Source organism: Bradyrhizobium sp. CCGB01, from assembly GCF_024199795.1.
Taxonomy (GTDB): Bacteria; Pseudomonadota; Alphaproteobacteria; order Rhizobiales; family Xanthobacteraceae; genus Bradyrhizobium.
This window is the reverse complement of record NZ_JANADK010000001.1, coordinates 7449211-7463272: the sequence shown is the minus strand read 5'-3', so window position 1 is coordinate 7463272 and position 14062 is coordinate 7449211. Positions and strand designations below refer to the sequence as shown.

Here is a 14062-nt window from a genome sequence, read left to right as displayed (position 1 = left end):
GTACTCGTAAATCCGGTATGCCCGGCAACGAGCCAAGTGCCATCGCGCTCTCCGGGCGTCATCGAAGCCGGTGACAGGAAGGCGAATTCCCGCTCACCGGTGGAATTGATCCTCTGCTGGCGTCAGATGGCCGCCTCGGTCTGCGCGTCGAAAACATGAAGCCGGGAAGGCCGCATGGCAACGCGCAGCTTGTCGCCCACCCTCACCCTCGCGGTCGGCTCGACGCTCGCCACCATGATACTCTCGCCGACCTTCATATCGAGCAGGATTTCCGAGCCGAGTTGCTCGACCACCTCAATCACAGCATCGAAGCATGGGTGGCCGAGATCAGCGCTACCCGCCACGGTGAGGTCCTCCGGCCGCACGCCGAGCATGACCTTGCGCCCGATACGGCCGCGCAGCCGCTGCGCGGTCTCGTCCGGCAGCTTGATGCGCAGGCCGGAGTTCTCGGCAATCAGCGATCCGTTCGCCTCGGTCACCGTAACGGCCGCGAAATTCATGGCTGGGGAGCCTATGAAGCCGGCGACGAACTTGTTGGAGGGATGATTGTAGAGTTCGAGCGGCTCCCCCACTTGCTGCACCACGCCGTCTCTCATGACGACGACCCGGTCACCCAGCGTCATAGCCTCGACCTGATCGTGAGTAACGTAAATGGCTGTGGTGCCGAGACGCAGATGTAGCTTTTTCAGCTCAACGCGCATCTGCACCCGCAGCTTGGCATCGAGGTTCGACAGCGGCTCGTCGAACAGGAACACGCGGGGGTGGCGCACGATAGCACGGCCTAACGCCACGCGCTGGCGCTGACCGCCTGAGAGCTGGCGTGGCCTGCGCGTTAGCAATTCACCAATGCCGAGCACGTCAGCTGCCTCCACCACGCGCTTGTCAATCTCGGGTTTCTCGAATTTGCGCATCTTCAGGCCGAACGCCATGTTGTCGTACACGGTCATATGCGGGTACAAGGCATAATTCTGGAACACCATGGCGATGTCGCGGTCCATGGGCGCCAATTCATTGACCACGTTGCCGTCGATGGAGATATCGCCGGAACTGATCGCTTCGAGCCCGGCGATCATCCTGAGCGTCGTCGTCTTGCCACAGCCAGAGGGGCCGACGAACACCATGAACTCTTTGTCGCGGATCTGAAGATTGACGTCTTTGACAGCGTGCACGTTGTCAAAGAACTTGTTGATCCCCTTGAGGACGACCTGGCCCATTCGCTTCCACCTGCCTCCCAAGGGTCTATGCGCAGTCTGCATGCGCGCTTTCGAATTCCCTTGACCGTGGTGCTGTCAGCCCTTCACCGATCCGGTCAGTCCCGCGACGTAGTGCTCGACGAAAAACGAGTATGCGATGGCGACTGGTATCGATCCAAGCAGGGCCCCAGCCATCAGCGGCCCCCAGTAGAATACATCGCCACGGATCAGCTCCGATGTGACGCCGACCGGCACAGTCTTCTGCTCTGGCGAGGACAGGAAGACGAGCGCATAGATGAACTCATTCCAGGACAGCGTGAAAGCAAAGATGCCGGCCGAGAGGATGCCCGGGATCGCCACCGGGATGACGATGTAGAGCATCGCTTGCCAGCGCGAGGCGCCGTCAATGCGCGCGCATTCCTCGAGCTCCTTGGGTACCGCCTTGAAGTAGCCCATCATGATCCAGGTGCAGAATGGAATAAGAAAAGTTGGATAGGTCAGGATCAATGACCAAGGCGTGTCACCCAGCCGATAGTTGCGTATGATCTCTGCCAGCGGAATGAACAGCAGCGTCTGAGGCACCAGATAGGTAATGAAGATGGCGGTGCCCAGGCTGCCGGCAAATGGAAAGTTCAGCCGCGACAGAGCATAGCCGGCGAACACACCGCACACGAGCGAGATGGCGGTTGATGCGAGCGCGATGAACGTCGTGTTCCACAGCCACGATGCGAACAGCGTCTCCTCGAACAGGTACCTGACATGGTCCCAGGTCGGTTTCCAGGTCCAGAACGGATTGTAGTTGCTCGAATTCCAGGGGCGGTAAAGCTCGCCGTCCGGCCGCACCGAGGTGATCACCATCCAGTAAAACGGGAACAGCAGGAAAAGCAGGAACAACGTCATAGGGACGTAGAAGAACACCCACTTTCGCCACCTTGCGCCTTCGATCATGGCTCAGCGAACCTCCACGCGGCGGATGTAGAGAAGCTGCATGACGACGACCAGAAACAGGACCGGAAACATGGCGAGCGAGATGGCGGCGCCCTCGCTTAGGAGGCCTGTGCCGACGCCGATCTGATAGGCGTAGGTGGCGAACAGGTGCGTTGCGTTGGCCGGCCCGCCGCCCGTCATCACATAGACAATCTGGAAATCGGCGAACGTCTGAATCACCGAGAACAGCATCACGACCATGGTCACGGGCAACAGCAGCGGCCAGGTGATGTGCCAGAACCGCTGCCACGGCTTGGCACCGTCGATGGCGGCGGCCTCGTTGAGTTCGGGACTGATGGTCTGCAGGCCGGCGAGCAAGCTGATGGCGAAGAACGGCACCCCGCGCCAGATGTTGACGATGATAATCGAGATCATCGCGAGGTCCGGATCGCCCAGCCAATTGATCCGCCCCGTGATCAAGCCGAGATGGTAGAGGAGCCAATTGAGAACGCTGAACGTCGGGTCGAACATCCACTTCCAGGCGAAAGTCGAGAGCACGGTCGGAATAATGAATGGCAGCAGGATGAAGGCACGGGTAAAAGCCTTGCCGCGGAAATTACGGTTGAGCAGCATGGCCAGCCACAGCCCGAGTCCCAGCTTGAAGACGGTGGTCACGCCCGTATAGAGGAAGGTATTGTAAACGGCGGTGCGAAAGATCCCGTCATTGAAGATCTTGTAGAAGTTGGCGAGGCCGACGAAGTCGCCGGGAATACCGACGCGCGAGCTGGTGACCGACAGCAGTATCCCTCGCATGAAGGGATAGGCGATGAACATGCCGAGCAGCACGATGGTCGGTACCAACAGCACGAACGCCAGCCAGCGCTCGTCCTCGAGCAAACGCTGTCGCCGGGGAGGGGGCGTCTCGCGGAGCGTGGTGTCGGAAACCGCGCTTATCGCCATGTTCGATCCTCGTCGGCCGGAAGATTCCGCCACCCCTCGAAAAATATGAGGGGGGCATTTTATCCTCAGACGTAGACCTTCCTGAGCTCAGCTTCCGCCCACTTCACGGCATCCTCGGGGGGCATGCCTTGGACGGCCTTTGCGTACATATCGACGATGACGTACTTGGTCACGACCTCGGCTGCCCTGCGGGTAGAGGGTCCCTCGTAGCCAGCGAAGCGCCCTGTGCGCGCGGCTTGCTTGTAGGGCAGCATGATCGGGTCGTCGCCCCAGAGCTTGTGCTTTTCCCAATCCGTGGTCGGGCCGACCGAGAAGCCCTTCTGGGAGACGAACCACTTGTCGTAGACGTCCTTGGAGTGAATCCAGCCAAGGAATTTCTTCGCCGCATCCTGGTTCTTGGAATACCCCATCAGGAGGTTCGAGAACGGGACGTGATAACTGAACTGTCCGCCGGGGCCCTTGGGCAGCGCGGCATGCAGGATGTCGTCCTTCAGTGGCGCGGCGGCCTCCGTCTTGTAGGTATCCGGCTTGCGCAGAGTCTCGATGTAGATCGAGGCGCCATTGAGCGTGGCGCTGCATGTCCCGGACAGAAAAGCGCGGTTGTTGTTGGAATCGTCCCAGGCGAGCCCGCCTTCATCGTGGGCATCCTTCCAGAAGGCTACCATGAACTTCACCGACTCGACCGTTGCCGGGCTGTTCAGCACAACCGTCTTGCCGTCTGCCTCGACCTCCTTGCCGCCCCAGGACCACAAATAGGGGTAGGCGAAGGCGGGGGCATCGCCGAAGGTGTGACCCAGCGTTTGGCCGATGGGTCGTCCCTTCGCCTTCAGCTTCTTGCCGGCCTCGCGATACTCTTCCCACGTCTGAGGAAATTTTCCGTCCGCGTAGCCGATCTCGGCAAACCAGGACTTTCGGTACGCGATCTGCAGGCCGACGATGCACCACGGCACTCCAATCCATTTCTTGCCGTCATTGGCGACAGCGCGGGATGTTTCGTAGAAGCCGCCCTGGCTCTTGCCGAGTGCTTCAGCGATGTCGCTGACGTCTACGACGCTTTCGCCGTAAAGTTGCCCCCAATTATTGAGGACGCAGACGATGTCGGGGCCAGACCCGGACTGGATCGCCGAGGTGACGCGGGCTTGGATATCGTTGGCGTTGATGGTCTCGATATTGAGCTTTATGCCGATCGCTTTCTCGCACTCCTTGGCGATTTCGTTACGCAGCAGCTGATCTGACGCCGGAACGAAGTCGGTCCAGCGTAGCCAGTGTACCGTGGCGGCTTGCGCATACGCGGGCGCCCTACCAACCGCCAGGATTCCGGCCATGCCGCCTGCAAGCGCGGTACCGCCCTTGAGGACGTTACGTCGGGTTACTGTCGTCATGCATCCCTCCCTCGATGTGTCCGAGTTGATGCTCTGCGGCCAGTCTTGCGCCGGCTTGGGTGCTTTCAGTCCATTGCGCCTCCGTGGTTCAACGCATGCGCGCGTTGATGCCTACGCAATGCATGGGCTCGATGATCATTCGGTGGTGTTTCACTGGCAGCGCTGGGGTGGCGAGTTCGCCGCGAACCAGGGTGCGTTCTTCGCGAGGCAGCGGCGCGATCGCATCGCTCCCAATCGTAACGGCGATACGACCGGCGGCCTGGATCATGTCGGCGCTGCAGCCAGGACTTGAATCCTACCGTCATAACGATCCCTCCCGCGCAGCGACGGTATAGCCGCGGCCAAGCGGGTTTTCCCCGTCTTATGTGAAGTTCGGTACCGGAAGCTGGCGCGACGTCATTGTCGCCGGTCGCAGCAGGAAATCAAGTGCTAGCTTTGACGCGCTGCCGTGGTCTTACTCCGCGAACTGAAGGCGGTGGTTATTTCGCCAGCTTGCGCACGGCCTCGTCGACGCTGTGGAAGACGTGCTCGCGGGGCAGGGCGTCGAACAGTCTGAAACGTTCGAACGCGTCCTGCGCGCGCGCCGATTCCAGCCGCGCCAGCGCGACCGTGACGCCCTGTTCGCTGCACACCTTGAAGACGTCGAGCAGGATCTGCGCGGCGGTGAAGTCGATCTCGACCATGCCGCTTGCCTCCAGCACCAGCAGCTGCGGCGTCGACGTGCCGAGCACTTTCGCCACGTCGCTGCGAAAGCCGGGCGCGTTGAGGAAGGACAGCGGCGCCTGCAGCCCGATCACGGCGACGCCATTGATGCGCTCGCCGGCGATGTGCGGATGCGCCGGCCACCAGATCGTGGTGCCCGGCACGCGCTCAAACTCGACCAGCCTGGCGCGCGTGATGCTCCAGATGCCGTGCAGCAGCGACAGCACGATGCCGAGGAACGCGCCCTGCTGGATCGGCAGCACGATGATCAGCGCGGCGGTCGCGACGATCAGCAGGAATTCGCTCGGCGACTGGCGGTAGATCGTGGCGATCTGCTTCACGCGGATGATCCGCAGTGCCACGAACAGCAGGATGCCGCCGAGCGCGGCGTCTGGAACGTGCTGCAACAATCCGGTGCCGAACGCGAGCAGTGCCAGCACGATTGCCGCTGCTGCAAGGCCCGCGAGCTGCGACTGTCCGCCGGTCTCGGCGACGATGCCCGTCCGCGGCGGGCTGGCATTGACCGGGAACGCGCCGAACAGGCCGGACAGCACGCTGCCGGCGCCGGCGCCGAGGAAATCGCGATCGACATCGGCGGGCTTGTCAGGATCGGACGGGAACGACCGCGTCGTCGCGGCGGTCTGCACCATCACCACGACCGTGATCACGAAGGCGAGCGGCACCAGGCGCACCCACTGCTCAGGCGCAAGCTCGGGCAGGGTCGGCCGCGGCAACGTGCCCGGCACCATGCCGACGACGTTGACACCCTTGCTCTCGAGGCCGAGCGCGATTGTGGCCAATGTCGCGGCGACGAGCCCGATCAGCGCGCCCGGGATCTTCGCACTGACCCTCTCGGAGATGAAGACCACGGCGAGCACGCCGAGACCGATGCACAGCGTAAACGGATTGGTGTGGCCGAGCTGGCCGGCGAGCACGCCGATGCGATCGAGCGTCGGCCCGCTCGGTGATTGAAGCCCGAGCACGCCCGGCAGCTGCGACACGATGATGTGGACGGAGATCCCGGCGAGGAATCCGACCATGACCGGCACCGACAACAGGTTGGCGATGCCGCCGAGGCGGAACGCGCCGCCGGCCAGCATCATCGCGCCGACCATCAGCGCCAGTGCGATCGCAAGCCCCTGATATTCGGGCGAGCCGGCTGCGGCCAGCGCCGCGAGCCCGCCGGCGAAGATCGGCGTGATCGTGGAGTCGGAGCCGCAGGACAGGAAGCGGTTGCCGCCGAGCAGCGCGAAGCCGAGCGAGCCGGCCATGAAGGCGAAGAAGCCGATCTGTGGCGCAAAGCCGCCGAGCCGCGCGGTCGCCATCTGTTCGGGAATGGCGATCGCCGCCAGCGTCAGGCCGGCCATCAGGTCGCCGGGCAGGGAATACGACGCGAGCGAGCGGAATAGCGGCCATGTGTGCCTGGCGTGAGCGTCGTGCGGCATTGATCAGAAGTCCCCCGGAAAGCCTGGCGGCGGGCGACCAGACTACAGCATTTCCGTACCGGGAAGCGACAGACGCAATTTCTCTGCATCCGCCGTCATTGCGAGCGCAGCGAAGCAATCCGGACATGCATCCGCGGAGACAGCCTGGATTGCTTCGCCGCTAGAACTCCTCGCAATGACGGAGGACATATTTATCCTCCTTTATCCTCCGGCTCGCCGAAATGGCCTCAGTACCGGCCGCGGTCGTTCCGATAATCGCCGCCGCGACCGCCACCCATTCCCACGCCAAGTCCGATACCAATGCCGATGCCTTGCATCACGGCGCCGGGCGGTGGGCCTGAAGGCGGCGCGCGTTCGTAGACCACTTCCTCGGGCGGAGGCGCAGGCCGGCGCTTCGGCGGCGTCTCGACCACCTTGCGCTTCGGCGGCGTGTCGTCGACGCGCTTCTTGATCACCGGAGCGACGCTCGGATTGACCGGCGTTGCCGGCGGCGACGGCGTCGAGCACGGACAGGTCGGCGCCATTGCGACGGCGATCGGGGCAGGGGTCGCTGCAGCCGTGACGGGCAACGCATAGTTGCGGTTCTGCACGCGGAGCAGCAGCCTGCGCGCGGTGGCGGCGAGGTCGCTGTTGTCCCAATTGTTGAGGTAGGCCTCGAACGCGGCGCGCGTGTTGATCGCGGTGGCCCGCTCCCACGCCAGCATCTGCCGCCGCCGCTCCAGCACCGTGCGCAGGCGCGGCGTGCGGGCGTCCTGAGCGTATAATTCGATATAGGCCTGATACGCCGGCACGGTGTCGTCGGTGATCACGAGCTCATAGGCGGCCCTGGCGTCCTTGCCCTGCAGATCCCTGCGCCAGTCCTCGACGCTGCGCGTGCCGCTGGCCAGCGCCATTGACGATGCGCCGGGAAGAGGAGGCTGACCGCCGCTGCTCTCGCCGCCGAAGAACCTGAAGTCGGTCGTCAGCGACGAGCTTTCCCAGGGGATCTGCCGCCCGTCGGTCGATTGCGCCACCGCGACGCGAATGCGCTTGAACACTTCCTCGATCGGCAAATTGGGCTGCTTGGCGACGGTCAGCGCCGCGGTGGTGTAGGGGCTGTCGATGCCGCTGCCATCCTCGGCTTCCGCGCCGGGCGAGGTCGAATAGGAGATGAACGAGCCGGGCGCGCCGGCCTTGGTATCGACGATCGCGAGCCCGTGGCCGGCGCCGCTGAGCGCCGGGAACGGATTGTTGCGGCAGGCGTCGAGCATGAAGATGCGCGCCTTTGTCGGCAGTGCGCCGAGCGTGTTGAGCAGATCGTTCAGCCGCACGCCCTGGAGCGGAATGTCGGCCTCGCGCTTGGGATCGAGATCGACCGGGACCAGATAATTCTCGCCGTCGATCTGGAGGCCGTGGCCGGCATAGAACACCAGCGCGACGGTATCGGCGCCGCTGGCGCTGACCTTGCCGGCGAAATCCGAGATCGCCGCGCGCATCTCGTTCTGCGCCAGATTGGCCGCCGTGGTGACGGTGAAGCCGGCATTGCCGAGCAGCTCCGTCATGCCCTTGGCGTCGTTGGCGGCATTGGGCAGCTCCGGCACCGTGCGATAGGCCGACTGACCGATCACGAGTGCGAGCCGCGCCTCGGCGGCGGCGTCTGTCGGCGTCATCAATTGCGTGAGCGCGAGAAGGCTGGAGGCAAGAAGCAAATTGCGAAAGGCTGGACGGCGCATAGTGTCACCTCCATCGGCAATGCGCGCGATGATGTCACCTTTTCTAGGTCGCCGCCACGTGCCTGTCTGTGCACTGGATCACGCTAAGCCGCGGCAAAATGGGGCAGGGCGTCTGCCGGAGCCCAGCGGCATCGTTCTGGTGGCATCCATGTGAATTGCGCATTGATCCATGCGCCAATTGGATTGATCGCTGATGCTGCGCAAAAGTGTCCTTGCGCACATCGGGCTCCAGGCCGGTCTCATCAAGAATCCCGCAAAAACATGCTTGTTTCGGTGCGCGCGGATGCCGTCAATATTCGCAACACGCCGCATTGCGACGTCCTGGGGCAAGCCTTGCCTGCCCCGTCGCTTTGGCCATACAGTCCGCGCAACAGGCCGTGGCTGCGATCTCGGCCGTAAACAAGAATATTCGGGGAGAGACCGCGCCATGACCATCGTGCCCGTGAGCCGTCGCACCTTCATCAAGTCGTCGACGGCGGTCACCGCCGGCCTCGTGCTCTCTCCCGCCATCATCGGCCGCGCGGAAGCTGCGACGCTGAAGCTGAAATGCTCCTCCTCGTTGCCGAACGATCCCAAATACGCCAACGGCCGCGTCTACTACGACAACCTCGTCAAGAACCTGAAGGGCAACGGGCTTGGCGAGCAGGTCGAGGTTGCTTTCTTCCCCGACAACCAGCTCGGGCAGGAGATCGACGTCATCAACTCGGTGAAGCTCGGCGTCATCGACCTCATGGTGTCGGGCTCGTCGATCTCGGCCAATCTGGTGCCGCTGGTCGGTACCTTCGACCTCGGCTTCCTGTTCTCGAGCTTCCCGCAGCAGACCAAGGCGTTCGACGCCGGCGCCGCCAAGCCGATCGAGGACGCGCTGCTCAAGGGCGGCAACATCCGCATCATCGCCTGGGCCTACAATTTCGGCTCACGCAGCGTGCTGGCGAAGAAGCCGGTGAAGACGCCGGAGGATCTCGCCGGCCTCAAGATCCGCACGCTGCCAAATCCCGTCATCACGGAATGCCTGCGCCTGATGGGCGCCGCCGCGACGCCGCTGGCGTTCGGCGAGATCTACACGGCGCTGCAGGCCGGCGTGCTTGATGGCCTTGAGCACGATCCGCCGACGATCCTCGCCAGCAAGTTCTTCGAAACGGCAAAATTCTATGCGCTGACGCAGCACAATTTCTCGCCGCTCGCGATCTACTTCAGCGACATGACCTACAACCGCATGGATCCGAAGCTGCGCGAGGGCTTCCTCGATGCCGCGAAGAAGGCCGCGGTCGACACCCGTGCCCACGGGCTTGCGGTCGAGAAGGAGGCGCTGGCGGCCTTGACCGAGAAGGGCGTCACGGTAGCCGAATGCGACCGCGAAGCGTTCAAGAAGCGCGTCGCGCCGCAGCACGAGAACTTCATCAAGGCGCGGCCGGAATCCAAGGCCGTCATCGACGTCATCCGCGCGACGCAGGCCTGATATGGCCAAATCCGAGCTGGCGATGGCCGGCGCCGTGTCTCTCTCGGGCGAGCGCCACGGGAGCATCACCCTGTTGCTTCGCCTCAGCGATGCGATCGCGGCCATTCTGCTGGCCGCCGATCTCGTCGTGGTCTGCGTCTCCGTGCTGCTGCGTTTCTTCTTCAATGCGCCGGTCGAATGGTCCGACGACGTCGCCCGGGGCCTGATGGTCGGCTCGGCCTTCTTCGGCGCGGCGAGCGCGCTCGCGCGCGGCGAGAATGTCGGCGTGTCCTTCTTCCGCGATCTGCTGCCGGTGCGGCTGCGCGCGCTGGTCGATGCCGCCAGCAGCGTGCTCGTCGTGCTGATCTCGGGCTATGTCGCCTACAACGCGATCAAGCTTGGGTCCTTGACGGCAGGCCAGACCACGGGATCCGGCCTGCCGCTGGAGCTGACCTTCTACCCGATGGGCATCGGCGCGCTGTTCATGACGGTGTTCGCGATCGATCAGCTCTGCGCGCGGCCGTTTCCTGACATTGTCAGGGGGCTCATTGCGGTCGCGATCGTGACCGGCCTCTATCTCGCCTGGGATTATCTGTCGCCGTCTACGGTGCCCTCGGCTGGCACGCTGATGCTGATCGGCTTCTTCGCGACCTTGTTCGGCGGCTTGCCGATCGGTTTCGCGCTGGCGCTGGCCGCGCTGATCTTCATCTGGGTCGAGGGCGCGCTGCCCGGCGTGATCTTCGCCCAGCAGATGGCGCGCGGCATCGACAATTTCGTGCTGCTCGCGATTCCCTTCTTCATCCTCGTCGGCTACCTCATGGAAGCCAACGGCATGTCGGTGCGGCTGATCGAGCTGTTGCAGCGCGCGGTGGGCCGCATGCGCGGCGGGTTGAACGTCGTGATGGTGGCCTCGATGGTGCTGTTCTCGGGCATCTCGGGCTCCAAGATGGCCGATGTCGCCGCGGTCGGCTCCGTGCTGATCCCGGCGGCGCGACGCTCGAAGCAGAACCCGGGCGGCGCCGTGGCGCTGCTTGCCGCGTCCGCGGTGATGGCGGAAACGATTCCGCCGTGCATCAACCTCATCATCCTGGGGTTCGTGGCGAACCTGTCGATCGGCGGCCTGTTCGTCGCCGGGCTGTTGCCGGCGGCGCTGATGGCGCTGGTCCTGATCGTCGTCTCCATCATCTTCGGCAAGACTCCGGCTGAAGCCGAGGATATCGAACCGCAGATGCCGGTGTCGGGCCTGTGGAGCGGCGCGATCGCCTCGTTCGGCCTGATCTTCATGATCTTCTTCGGCTTCAAGAGCGGCTTTGCCACCGCGACCGAGATCTCGGCGTTCGCCGTGGCCTATGCGCTCGTCGTCGGCAGCGTCGTGTTCCGGGAGCTCAGCTTCAAGTCGGCGGCGCACAGTTTTGTCCAGGCCGCGACGCGCGCGGGGCTCGTGCTGTTCATCGTCGCCGCGGCGCAGTCGCTCGCCTTTACGCTGACCTTGCAGCAGGTGCCGCATGCGGTCGGCGATTTCATGCTGGGATTGTCCAAGACCTCGGGCGTGTCGCTGTTCATCCTGCTCGCGATCGCCGTGCTGATCGTGATGGGCTCGGTGCTGGAAGGCGCCGCCGCGCTCATCATCTTCGGGCCTTTGCTGCTGCCGGTCGCCGTGCAGCTCGGCGTCGATCCCCTGCATTTCGGCGTCGTGCTGGTCATCGCGATGGGCATCGGCCTGTTCGCGCCGCCGCTCGGGCTCGGACTCTATGGCGCCTGCCTGATCGGCAATGTTCCGATCGAGCAGACGGTGAAGCCGATCATGGGCTATCTCGGCCTGTTGTTCCTCTGCCTGCTCGTCATCGCCTTCGTGCCGTGGCTCTCGACCGCGCTGCCACGCGCGTTCGGCTATTGAGGAGTGTTGCCGTGAAAGTTCTGCTGGCCCATACGCCGGAGATGCGCCGCAATTACTACGGCGACCGCAGCCTGAATGGCCTGCGCGCGGCCGCCGATGTCATCCTGCACGAGAGCGATGATACGCTGGACGCCGCCGGCCTCGTGCGCGCCGCTGATGATGCCGACATCATAGTCGCCGACCGCATGACCGAGGGCCGCGGCGAGATCTTCGCGCAACTGCCGCGCCTGCGTGCCTTCGTCCGCTGTGCCGTCGACATCCGCAATGTCGACGTCGATGCGGCCTCGAACGCCGGCGTGCTGGTGACCCGCGCCGGTCCGGGCTTCGTGCAGGCGGTGGCCGAGCTCGCGCTCGGCTTCATGGTCGATCTCTCCCGCGGCGTGTCGCGGGCGACGGCGGACTACCAGGCCGGCCGCAAGGTCGAGGCGCGGATGGGCCGCCAGCTCGCCGGCAGCCGCATCGGCATCATCGGCTATGGCAGCATCGGGCGTTACCTCGCCGAGATCGCCAAGGTGATGCGCATGGAGGTGCTGGTCGCCGATCCCTTCGCGACCGTCGGCGACAGCGAGATCCGGCATGTCTCTCTCAACGAGCTCCTCGCCGCATCGGACTATGTCGTCTGCCTGGCGATCGCCAACGAGCAGACCGAGAACCTGATCGGGGAGGTCGCGCTGGCGCGCATGCAGCGGCACGCCGTCTTCATCAACCTCTCGCGCGGTAACCTCGTCGACGAGGCCGCGCTTGCGAAGGTTCTACTCGAAGGCCGCATCGCAGGTGCTGCGATGGATGTCGGCCGCGCGCCCGACCAGATGCCGAGCCCGGCGCTCGCAAGGCTGCCAAATGTCATCGCCACGCCGCATGTCGGCGGGCTGACGCCGCAGGCGATCGAATATCAGTCGCTGGAAACGGTGCGGCAGGTCGAGGCGATCGTCAAAGGCGAGGTGCCGCAAGGCGCCGTCAACGCCGACCGCTGGACGCGGCGGCCCTAAAGGCGGTCGACCGCCCTGAACGTCCCGTCCTTCTGGATCACCGTCAAGAACACCTTCGGCTGCGTCTCGATCGCGCGCACGCCGACGGTGACAACGTTGCCGCTGATGTCGAAGCGACCGACATCGTTGACGGCCCGCAGCAGGCTCGCGCGGGTCGGCTGCGGCCCGGCCTGTTCCAGCGCCGCGGCCGCGAGGCGGCCGGAGAGATAGCCTTCGAGCGACACGAAGTCCGGTGTCAGCGTCGGGTCGAACGCCGTCTGCGCCGCCTGGTAGTCGGCGACGAGCTTTTGCGAGCGATCCCAGGGAAACGGCACGACTTGCGAGACGATGACGCCTTCGCCGTCGGGACCGAGCTCTCTCGCCAGCGCATTGGCGCCCACAAAGGAGATGTTGACGAAGGTCGGATGCAAGCCGCTGCGATGCGCGAGCTTGATGAACTCAGCGCAGGGGCCGTAGGTCCCGACCATCACGATGGCTTCGGGCTCGGCGCGCTTGATCATGCGCCAGGCCGAGCCGACCGCGCGGGTGTTGCGCTCGAAGGTGCCTTCGGCGGCGAGTTCGAGGCCGCGCCTGGCGAGCGCGCGCTTCACGCCGGCAAGACCGTCGCGGCCGAAGGAATCGTCCTGGTAGAAGATGCCGATGCGGGTGTAGTGGCGATCCTCGGTGAGGTGCTTGACCCAGGCCTCGGCCTCTGCGTCGTAGCTCGCGCGGATGTTGACGACGTTGGACAGTTCGAGGTCGCGCAGGAACTCGGCGCCGCTGAACGGGCCGATGAAGGGAACGTTTCTCGCACTCGTGATCGGTATGGTCGCCATCGCGGTCGGTGTGCCCACCGCGCCGATCAGCGCGAACACCTTGTCGTCCTCGATCAGCCGCAGCGTCTGCGCCACCGAGCGATCGGGATCGTAGCCGTCGTCGCGGCTGATGAGCTGAAGCCTGCGGCCGTGGACGCCGCCCTTGGCGTTGATCTCGGTGAAGGCCGCGACGATGCCTTGCCGCATCCGCTGTCCCAGCGCGGAAGAGGGGCCCTCGAGCGCGGCGGCCTGGCCGAACAGGATCGCATCCTCGCTGACGCCGACCTCGTCGCCTTTCGCTGCGAAATTCACCACGGCGAGTAGCGCGATGGCCAGGGCGGCGCGGGCCGCTGATCGCGGTCGTGTCATGAGGATGCTTGCCGGATAAGGGAAGATTTGTCGGAAACGCTAGTCCGGCCGGCCTGAACAGCTCGCTAACCCTTGATGCAACAGTGCTCCGTAAGACTCCGGGGAAAAGCGGCAAGTTGCTGGCAAAATGGGCCCTGCTTGCTGGTCAATCGTTAACTAAGCCACGCAATGTGAAACGCACGGGTTGCGAAATTGTGCGGTTCTTAACCGCGGTCCTTGTCCGATAGCAGTTACGGTGGCTCAACCAGAGGTGG

General features: G+C 64.3%; 11 protein-coding genes. 3 read left to right on the top strand and 8 right to left on the bottom strand.

Annotated elements, in window-relative coordinates:
• Positions 1-122: 122 nt before the first annotated feature.
• The 7 genes from NLM25_RS35130 to NLM25_RS35100 all read right to left on the bottom strand — a co-directional run bounded on the left by NLM25_RS35130 (position 123) and on the right by NLM25_RS35100 (position 8321).
• Positions 123-1214 carry an ABC transporter ATP-binding protein gene (locus NLM25_RS35130; protein ID WP_254122427.1) on the bottom strand — a complete coding sequence of 364 codons (1092 nt, stop codon included), beginning with the start codon at positions 1212-1214 and terminating at the stop codon, positions 123-125.
• A gap of 75 nt (positions 1215-1289) precedes the next feature.
• Positions 1290-2141 (bottom strand): carbohydrate ABC transporter permease, encoded by an 852-nt coding sequence (locus tag NLM25_RS35125; RefSeq protein WP_028147670.1) that lies wholly within the window; start codon positions 2139-2141, stop codon positions 1290-1292.
• 3 nt (positions 2142-2144) lie between these two features.
• Positions 2145-3080: a carbohydrate ABC transporter permease gene (locus NLM25_RS35120; protein WP_254139921.1), complete on the bottom strand. Its 936-nt coding sequence runs from the start codon at positions 3078-3080 to the stop codon at positions 2145-2147.
• A gap of 65 nt (positions 3081-3145) precedes the next feature.
• Positions 3146-4462 carry an ABC transporter substrate-binding protein gene (locus NLM25_RS35115; protein WP_254139920.1) on the bottom strand — a complete coding sequence of 439 codons (1317 nt, stop codon included), beginning with the start codon at positions 4460-4462 and terminating at the stop codon, positions 3146-3148.
• A gap of 88 nt (positions 4463-4550) precedes the next feature.
• Positions 4551-4730 carry a hypothetical protein gene (locus NLM25_RS35110; protein WP_254139919.1) on the bottom strand — a complete coding sequence of 60 codons (180 nt, stop codon included), beginning with the start codon at positions 4728-4730 and terminating at the stop codon, positions 4551-4553.
• A gap of 211 nt (positions 4731-4941) precedes the next feature.
• Complete coding sequence (locus NLM25_RS35105; RefSeq protein WP_254139918.1) at positions 4942-6609, bottom strand: SulP family inorganic anion transporter; 1668 nt, start codon at positions 6607-6609, stop codon at positions 4942-4944.
• A gap of 227 nt (positions 6610-6836) precedes the next feature.
• Complete coding sequence (locus NLM25_RS35100; protein ID WP_254139917.1) at positions 6837-8321, bottom strand: caspase family protein; 1485 nt, start codon at positions 8319-8321, stop codon at positions 6837-6839.
• 427 nt (positions 8322-8748) lie between these two features.
• Between NLM25_RS35100 and NLM25_RS35095 the strand changes: the two genes are divergently transcribed.
• The 3 genes from NLM25_RS35095 to NLM25_RS35085 are packed head-to-tail and all read left to right on the top strand — an operon-like array spanning position 8749 to position 12645.
• Complete coding sequence (locus NLM25_RS35095) at positions 8749-9780, top strand: TRAP transporter substrate-binding protein (protein ID WP_254122421.1); 1032 nt, start codon at positions 8749-8751, stop codon at positions 9778-9780.
• A gap of 22 nt (positions 9781-9802) precedes the next feature.
• Complete coding sequence (locus tag NLM25_RS35090; protein ID WP_254141317.1) at positions 9803-11656, top strand: TRAP transporter large permease subunit; 1854 nt, start codon at positions 9803-9805, stop codon at positions 11654-11656.
• Between the two features lie 11 nt (positions 11657-11667).
• On the top strand, positions 11668-12645 hold the full coding sequence (locus tag NLM25_RS35085; protein ID WP_254139916.1) for an NAD(P)-dependent oxidoreductase: 978 nt from the start codon (positions 11668-11670) through the stop codon (positions 12643-12645).
• Here NLM25_RS35085 and NLM25_RS35080 read toward each other — a convergent pair.
• On the bottom strand, positions 12642-13808 hold the full coding sequence (locus NLM25_RS35080) for an ABC transporter substrate-binding protein (RefSeq protein ID WP_254139915.1): 1167 nt from the start codon (positions 13806-13808) through the stop codon (positions 12642-12644). The two genes, NLM25_RS35085 and NLM25_RS35080, sit on opposite strands and share 4 nt — an antisense overlap.
• Positions 13809-14062 lie beyond the last annotated feature (254 nt).